The 5,838-nt window shown below is 69.7% G+C and carries 7 protein-coding genes and 1 pseudogene; all 8 read left to right on the forward strand.

Going from position 1 to position 5,838, the window contains the following annotated elements:
* Positions 1-1,127: 1,127 nt before the first annotated feature.
* The 8 genes and pseudogenes from GEV07_30505 to GEV07_30540 all read left to right on the forward strand — a co-directional run bounded on the left by GEV07_30505 (position 1,128) and on the right by GEV07_30540 (position 5,764).
* Positions 1,128-1,319, forward strand: a pseudogene (locus tag GEV07_30505) (hypothetical protein).
* Positions 1,320-1,608: 289 nt separating this feature from the next.
* Positions 1,609-2,040, forward strand: coding sequence for a hypothetical protein (locus GEV07_30510; protein ID MQA06843.1), 432 nt, complete (start codon positions 1,609-1,611; stop codon positions 2,038-2,040).
* Positions 2,037-2,222 carry a hypothetical protein gene (locus tag GEV07_30515; GenBank protein MQA06844.1) on the forward strand — a complete coding sequence of 62 codons (186 nt, stop codon included), beginning with the start codon at positions 2,037-2,039 and terminating at the stop codon, positions 2,220-2,222. The genes GEV07_30510 and GEV07_30515 overlap by 4 nt, the downstream gene beginning before the upstream one ends.
* A gap of 184 nt (positions 2,223-2,406) precedes the next feature.
* Positions 2,407-3,066 carry a single-stranded DNA-binding protein gene (ssb, locus tag GEV07_30520; GenBank protein MQA06845.1) on the forward strand — a complete coding sequence of 220 codons (660 nt, stop codon included), beginning with the start codon at positions 2,407-2,409 and terminating at the stop codon, positions 3,064-3,066.
* A 94-nt stretch (positions 3,067-3,160) separates the two neighbouring features.
* Positions 3,161-3,397 (forward strand): hypothetical protein, encoded by a 237-nt coding sequence (locus tag GEV07_30525; GenBank protein MQA06846.1) that lies wholly within the window; start codon positions 3,161-3,163, stop codon positions 3,395-3,397.
* A complete protein-coding gene (locus GEV07_30530; protein ID MQA06847.1) occupies positions 3,394-4,320 on the forward strand; it encodes a DNA primase in 927 nt (308 codons plus the stop codon). Before GEV07_30525 ends, GEV07_30530 begins: the two co-directional genes overlap by 4 nt.
* A complete protein-coding gene (locus GEV07_30535; GenBank protein ID MQA06848.1) occupies positions 4,317-5,453 on the forward strand; it encodes an AAA family ATPase in 1,137 nt (378 codons plus the stop codon). The genes GEV07_30530 and GEV07_30535 overlap by 4 nt, the downstream gene beginning before the upstream one ends.
* 101 nt (positions 5,454-5,554) lie before the next feature.
* Complete coding sequence (locus GEV07_30540) at positions 5,555-5,764, forward strand: helix-turn-helix domain-containing protein (protein MQA06849.1); 210 nt, start codon at positions 5,555-5,557, stop codon at positions 5,762-5,764.
* Positions 5,765-5,838 lie beyond the last annotated feature (74 nt).

The raw sequence follows: 5,838 nt of genomic DNA on the forward strand, positions 1-5,838 counted from the left end.
CTCAAGCCACTCGCGAAGGTCGCACACCACTACGGGTCCGGCGCCGACGACGAGACCATCAAGGCCTGCATGGACTCCGCCCGCGAGGTCTACCAGGAAATGGAGACCAGGGCGAAGCGGATCTCGGACCAGCCGCTGGACTTGGTCCCGGAAAGCAAGGTCACCCCGCAGGTCGCCAACCGCCGGTCCCTGGGCCTGTTCCCGATCGTGTTCGGCGTCGACGAGTGCCAAGAGGTGTTCTCCCACCCGGACTACAAGGACGAGGCGGACCGGATCTTCACCGCGATCGTCAAACGTGGTCCCGCGATGGGGATCATGCCGGTCCTGGCCACTCAACGCCCGGACGCGAAGTCCCTGCCGACCGGGGTCTCCGCGAACATCGGGATCCGGTTCTGCCTGAAGGTCATGGGCCAGACCGAGAACGACATGGTGCTGGGCACCTCCCGCTACAAGGAGGGTGTGCGCGCCACCACGTTCGCGCTGCAGGACAAGGGCATCGGCTACCTCATCGGTGGCGAGGACAACCCCGAACCGCAGCTGGTCCGCTCGGCCTACATCGACGCCAAGACGGCGGAGAAGGTGATCGAGCGTGCCTACCAGCTCCGGCAGCGCGCCGGCACCCTGTCCGGGCACGCCATCGGCGAGCAACTGGCCCCCAACGCACCTTCGGTGTCGCTGCTCGACGACCTCATCGCCGTCACCCGCGTCGATGAGGACACGGTGTGGTCCGAGGTCGCCTGCGCTCGACTGGGTGAGCTGCGTGCGGACATCTACCGCGGCTGGACCGCCAAGCAACTCGCCGACGCGCTCAAGCCGTACGGCGTGACCACCAAACAGGTCTGGGGCAATGACCCCGCAACCGGCGAGGGCCGCAACCGTCGCGGCATCGTCCGCGCCCACCTTCTTGCCGCCCGCGACAAGGCCGAGGAGGGCCGAGCAGACGACTGATCCCTAGCAACTCCTCCCGCTAGACCTAGCGGGCCCGCTAGCACCCACCCAACGCCGCTGACCTCGAACGACACCCGTCTAGCGGTGGCGGCCCCGTGCGCCCGTTAACCGCCCGTCCGAAAGGCCCATCCGTGACATCGCTGCACCTCGCCGCTAGCCCAGCCGGCACCGATCCCGAGCTGATCGCCATCGCGGTCATCGCCGGGCTCGCACTGGTGGCTGGCTACGCGCTCTCCTGCGCGCTGTGGCCGTTCGCCGCGTGTCGGTGGTGCGACGGCACCGGCAAGCGTCGTTCCCCGTCCGGCCGTGCCTGGCGGTACTGCCGGCACTGCCGTGGCACCGGCGGCCGCGTACGGCTCGGCCGCCAGCTCGTCACCGCGTTCCGCCGCGTCCGCGACCGCGGCACCCGCCCGCCCCGCCGCGTCACCCGATGGAGGGACACCAGCAAGTGACCACCCGCCACCCGCAGACCAGCAACCACGCCGTGTTCGTCGCTGAGAAGGAGAACCACCTGTGTTGAAGAAGGCACTCGGCTGGATCGCCGTCATCGTCGCCGTGCTCTGGATCGTCAACTCGCCCGGCGACGCCGCCGACCTGATCCGCAAGGTGTTCGACGCTCTGGCCACCCTCGCCACCTCGCTGTCCTAGGAGAACCCAACTATGCGCAAGCCACGACATGACCAGCGGCAAGACTGGGACTACGACGAGCTCGTCGCCGAACTCCGCGCCTGGGCCGCCGGCGACTACGGCATCGAAGCCGCGGTCGACCTGCTCGCCGCCCACGGGCACTGGCTGGCTCGCCGCGACTTCCGCGACGCCTGCCTGCACGCCACCGCAGAGCACCTGGTCACCGACTTCGACCTGCCGCAAGTGTGGCTGGGCTTCGACACCGCCGCGGCGATCGCCGACCACGGACGGGTACCCGCGTCTGGCAGTGAGCTGCAGATGTTGGCGGTCGCGGTCGAACTGGCCGGCTACTCGACCAGCCGGCCGCTGGGTGACCTGCTGCGCGGCCTCGACGACGCCAACACTGGCCACGTCCTCGACGCGATCGCGCACGCCGCCGGGCGGCGGGTGGTGGTCAGCCCGTGAGCTACCGAGACCACGCGACACGCGCCACCGAGCTCCTCGACGACGTGCACCGCCGGGTCGCCGACCCGCACGCGATCGCGGCTGCGCAGGTGCACGCCACCCTCGCCGTCGCCGCGGCAGTCGACGGCGTCACCGACCTGCTCGACGACATCGCGCTCGCACCGAACAGGAGAAGCCGATGATCCGCTGGCCGCACGGCACGAGACACGTTCCTGTCGACCAGCTCGCCGCGGGTCACATCGTCGTAGTTCCCGGTGCTGGCGCGTTCCGCATCGGACGGCTGATCGACGGGCCTGGCGGGCGCCGGTTGGCGCTCCTGGACTGGGACGACCTCGCGCTGATCCTGCGCCCCGGCGCCAGCCGTGAATGCCTCGTCCCCGCACCCCATGCACGACAGTCGCGACCGGCCACCGAGGCGGCCGCGCCCAGAGATGTCCGGCCAGCTCACCAGGACCGGCTGGCTGGCTAATCCCACCCATCACCAGGAAGGCAGTACCTGTGTCGAGCACCGAGAACACCTACACCATCGTCGGCAACCTCACCGCCGACCCTGAGGTCGCGTTCACGACAGCCGGGTCGCCGTATGCGCGGTTCACCATCGCGCACACCCCGCGCCGGTTCGACCGCGACACGGGGCAGTGGGTCGACGGGGACCCGCTGTTCATGCGTGCCGTCGCCTGGCGGCAGCTCGCCGAACACGTCGGCGATTCCCTACACAAGGGCGAACGGGTCGTCGCGACCGGACAGCTGCGCCAGTCGAGCTGGGAGACCGAGAACGGGGAGAAGCGGTTCGCGATCGACCTGCATGTCGACGAGATCGGCCCGAGCCTGCGGTTCGCCACGGCGAAGGTCACCAAGGCAACCCGTAGCCACGGCCAGCCCGAACCCGTCGACCCGTGGGTGACCAGCACCACCACCGGCAGCACGGGCGCGGACGCTGACCCGTGGGCCGTGCCCACCGCGCCGCAGCAGTCGCAGCCGGCAGTCGTCGGCGCGGGCGGCTCGGGTGACAAGCCGCCGTTCTAGCCGCGCCACCCGGGCCTCGGGTGTCTCTGCCCGCCGGTCCCGACCGGGCAGAGACACCCTCGCCGACCAGATCAACGCTGAGGAGTACCGAACGATGTTCCACCGCCACCAGCACAAGCACTGCGACTGCGGCTGGCGCTACCAGCTGTACAAGCAGCCACCCGCCGAGATCATCCGCCGCATAAGCGCGCTGGCGCAGCTCCCACTGTCCAGCCGCGGCTACCGCCGGCTGATGACCAACGTCGACGCCGCGCTGTTCTCCCGCCCCGACTATCCCGAGCTGATCCACCTTGCCACCGCCATCAAACGCGACCTGGGAGGCCACCAGTGACCCCGACCACCAACGCCACCGTGAACGCCGCGCTCACCGCCGCCGGCCTTGGCTGGCACGTGTTCCCTCTCGCCCCGGGCAGCAAACGGCCAGTGTTCAGGGCCTGGGAAACCCACGCCACCACCGCCCCAGACCGGATCCGCCGGTACTGGACCGCCCACCCCCGCCACGGCATCGGCATCGCCTGCGGACCCTCCGGCTTGCTCGTGATCGACATCGACCGGTCCAAGTCCAACGCGGATAGCCGGCCGCCGGAGTGGCAGCGACCCGGCATCACTGACGGCCTCGACGTGCTCGCCGCCGTCTGTGAGCAAGCCGGCGAGCCGCTACCGCCGACGACCTACACCGTCGCCACTCCCTCGGGTGGGCGGCACCTGTACTTCGCCCAACCAGCCGGGACCGAGCTGCGCAATACCCAAGGCGAGTACGGCGGCCTGGGCTGGCTGATCGACACCCGCGGCCACGGCGGCTACGTCGCTGCACCCGGGACCACCGTCAGCGGTCGCAGCTACGCCGTCGTCGACGATGGGCCAGTCGTGGACCTTCCTGCGTGGCTGGTCGACAAGCTGACCGCACTCGCTGCTTCGGCAGCCGCCGAGCCGGTGGGGCCGACGCGGTTACGCACCGGTCACCTATCCCGGTACGTCGACCGCGCGGTGCGGGCCGAGGTCGCGCACGTCCGCGCGGTCCAGCACGAGGGCGGCCGCAACCACGCGTTGTTCATGGCCGCGCAGAACCTCGGTCAGCTCGTCGCCGGCGGTGCGCTTGACGAGGCTACTGCTCGTGAGGCACTGCTGGCCGCGGCTGCCGATCACCTCGCCGCCGGCGCCTACACCTCTCGTGAAGCTCACCGCACCATCGCCTCCGGCCTGGCCGCAGGCGCCCGACGCCCTCGCCGCATCGAGAAGACGGTTGCTGCATGAGCCCAAACCCATCACCGGTCGACGACACGGTCGTCGCCCTGCCGCCGAGGAAGCATGGAGCGCTGGTCCGAATGAGTGACGTCAAGCCTGAACACGTGGACTGGGTGTGGCCCGGCCGGCTCGCTCGCGGCAAGCTCCACGTCCTCGACGGCGACCCCGGACTCGGCAAGTCCACCGTCACCGTCGACTGGGCCGCCCGTGTCACTACCGGCAAGCCCTGGCCGGACGGGCAAGCCGGTGGTGATCCTGCCGGGGTCGTGCTGATCTCCGTCGAAGATGGGCTCGCTGACGTAATCCGACCACGCCTCGATGCCGCCGGCGCCGACCTCGACCGGGTCGTTGCGCTCACCGACATCCGCGGCACCGCCCCCGGCACCGGGCAACCTGACGAGCGGCTGCCCGAGCTGCCCACTGACGTGGACGTGATCCGTGATGCGCTGCTCGACGTCAACGCGGCGCTGTTGGTCATTGACCCGCTGATGGCCTGCCTGGCGGGGTCGGTCAACGCCCACCGCGACCAGGACATCCGCCGTGCCCTCGCACCGCTGGTGCGGGTCGCGGAAGAGACGCACACCGCCGTCGTGATCGTCCGTCACCTCACCAAGGGCGACAGCGACAAGGCCATCTACCGCGGCGGCGGATCGATCGGCATCATCGGCGCCGCTCGCCTTGGGTACACCGTCGCCCGGCACCCCGAGGAGCCGGACAACCCACACCGCGCTGTGCTCGCCGGGACCAAGGCCAACATCACGACCATGCCGGCCAGCCTTGGCTACCACCTCGTCAACGACGACGACCTCGGCTGCGCCCACGTCGAATGGGAAGGCACTGTCGACTGCACCGCCAACGACCTGCTCCGGCCCACGACCCAGGCACAGGCCGCCGACGATCCAACCACCGTCTGGCTGCGCAGCTACCTCGCCGAACACGGCGACAGTCCGTTCGACGAGATCCGCCAGGCCGCTGAAGAGGCGGGCATCGCCGAACGCACCCTGCGTCGTGCCGGCAAGCGCGCCGGTGTGCTCACGCAACGCGCCGGCTTCCCTGCATGTACGACCTGGCGGCTGCCCACCACCCCGGCAAGCAGCCAGTCCGGTCACAGGCCCGAGCCAATGCCGGACAGGCCGCACTGACCGGACTTGGCCGCGCTGGCCGTACCGGAGCGACGCCGAGGAGACAGCCCTCGGTTCCAGCGCCACCTCAGCACGACACGTTCACTCAGGAGGACTACCGCATGGCTACCCCAGGCGGCCGCATGCTCACCATCGATGAGGTACTCCAGGAACTCAGCGGTGACGACGGACGCCCGTTAGCACGGTCCACGTTCTATCGGTGGCTCCACACTGGCCGTGGTCCACGCACAGTGAAGCTCCCCAACGGCAAACGCCGCATCCGACGTGTCGACCTCGACGCATGGCTCGCCGCGCATGAAGACGCGGCCTGAACGGACAGGGGACAACTCGCGTTGATCAGCTACGACGTCGACATATGGGGAATCCGGAAGCGGAAGCGGACTAA

The sequence above is a fragment of the Streptosporangiales bacterium genome (assembly GCA_009379825.1).
GTDB lineage: Bacteria > Actinomycetota > Actinomycetes > Streptosporangiales > WHST01 > WHST01.

What these genes read in the sequence shown, in the direction of transcription:
- GEV07_30510 (MQA06843.1), top strand. Translation starts at nt 1,609, where the DNA reads ATGCGCAAGCCACGACATGACCAGCGGCAAGACTGGGACTACGACGAG.
- ssb (MQA06845.1), top strand. Translation starts at nt 2,407, where the DNA reads ATGCCTCGTCCCCGCACCCCATGCACGACAGTCGCGACCGGCCACCGA.
- GEV07_30525 (MQA06846.1), top strand. Translation starts at nt 3,161, where the DNA reads ATGTTCCACCGCCACCAGCACAAGCACTGCGACTGCGGCTGGCGCTAC.
- GEV07_30535 (MQA06848.1), top strand. Translation starts at nt 4,317, where the DNA reads ATGAGCCCAAACCCATCACCGGTCGACGACACGGTCGTCGCCCTGCCG.
- GEV07_30540 (MQA06849.1), top strand. Translation starts at nt 5,555, where the DNA reads ATGGCTACCCCAGGCGGCCGCATGCTCACCATCGATGAGGTACTCCAG.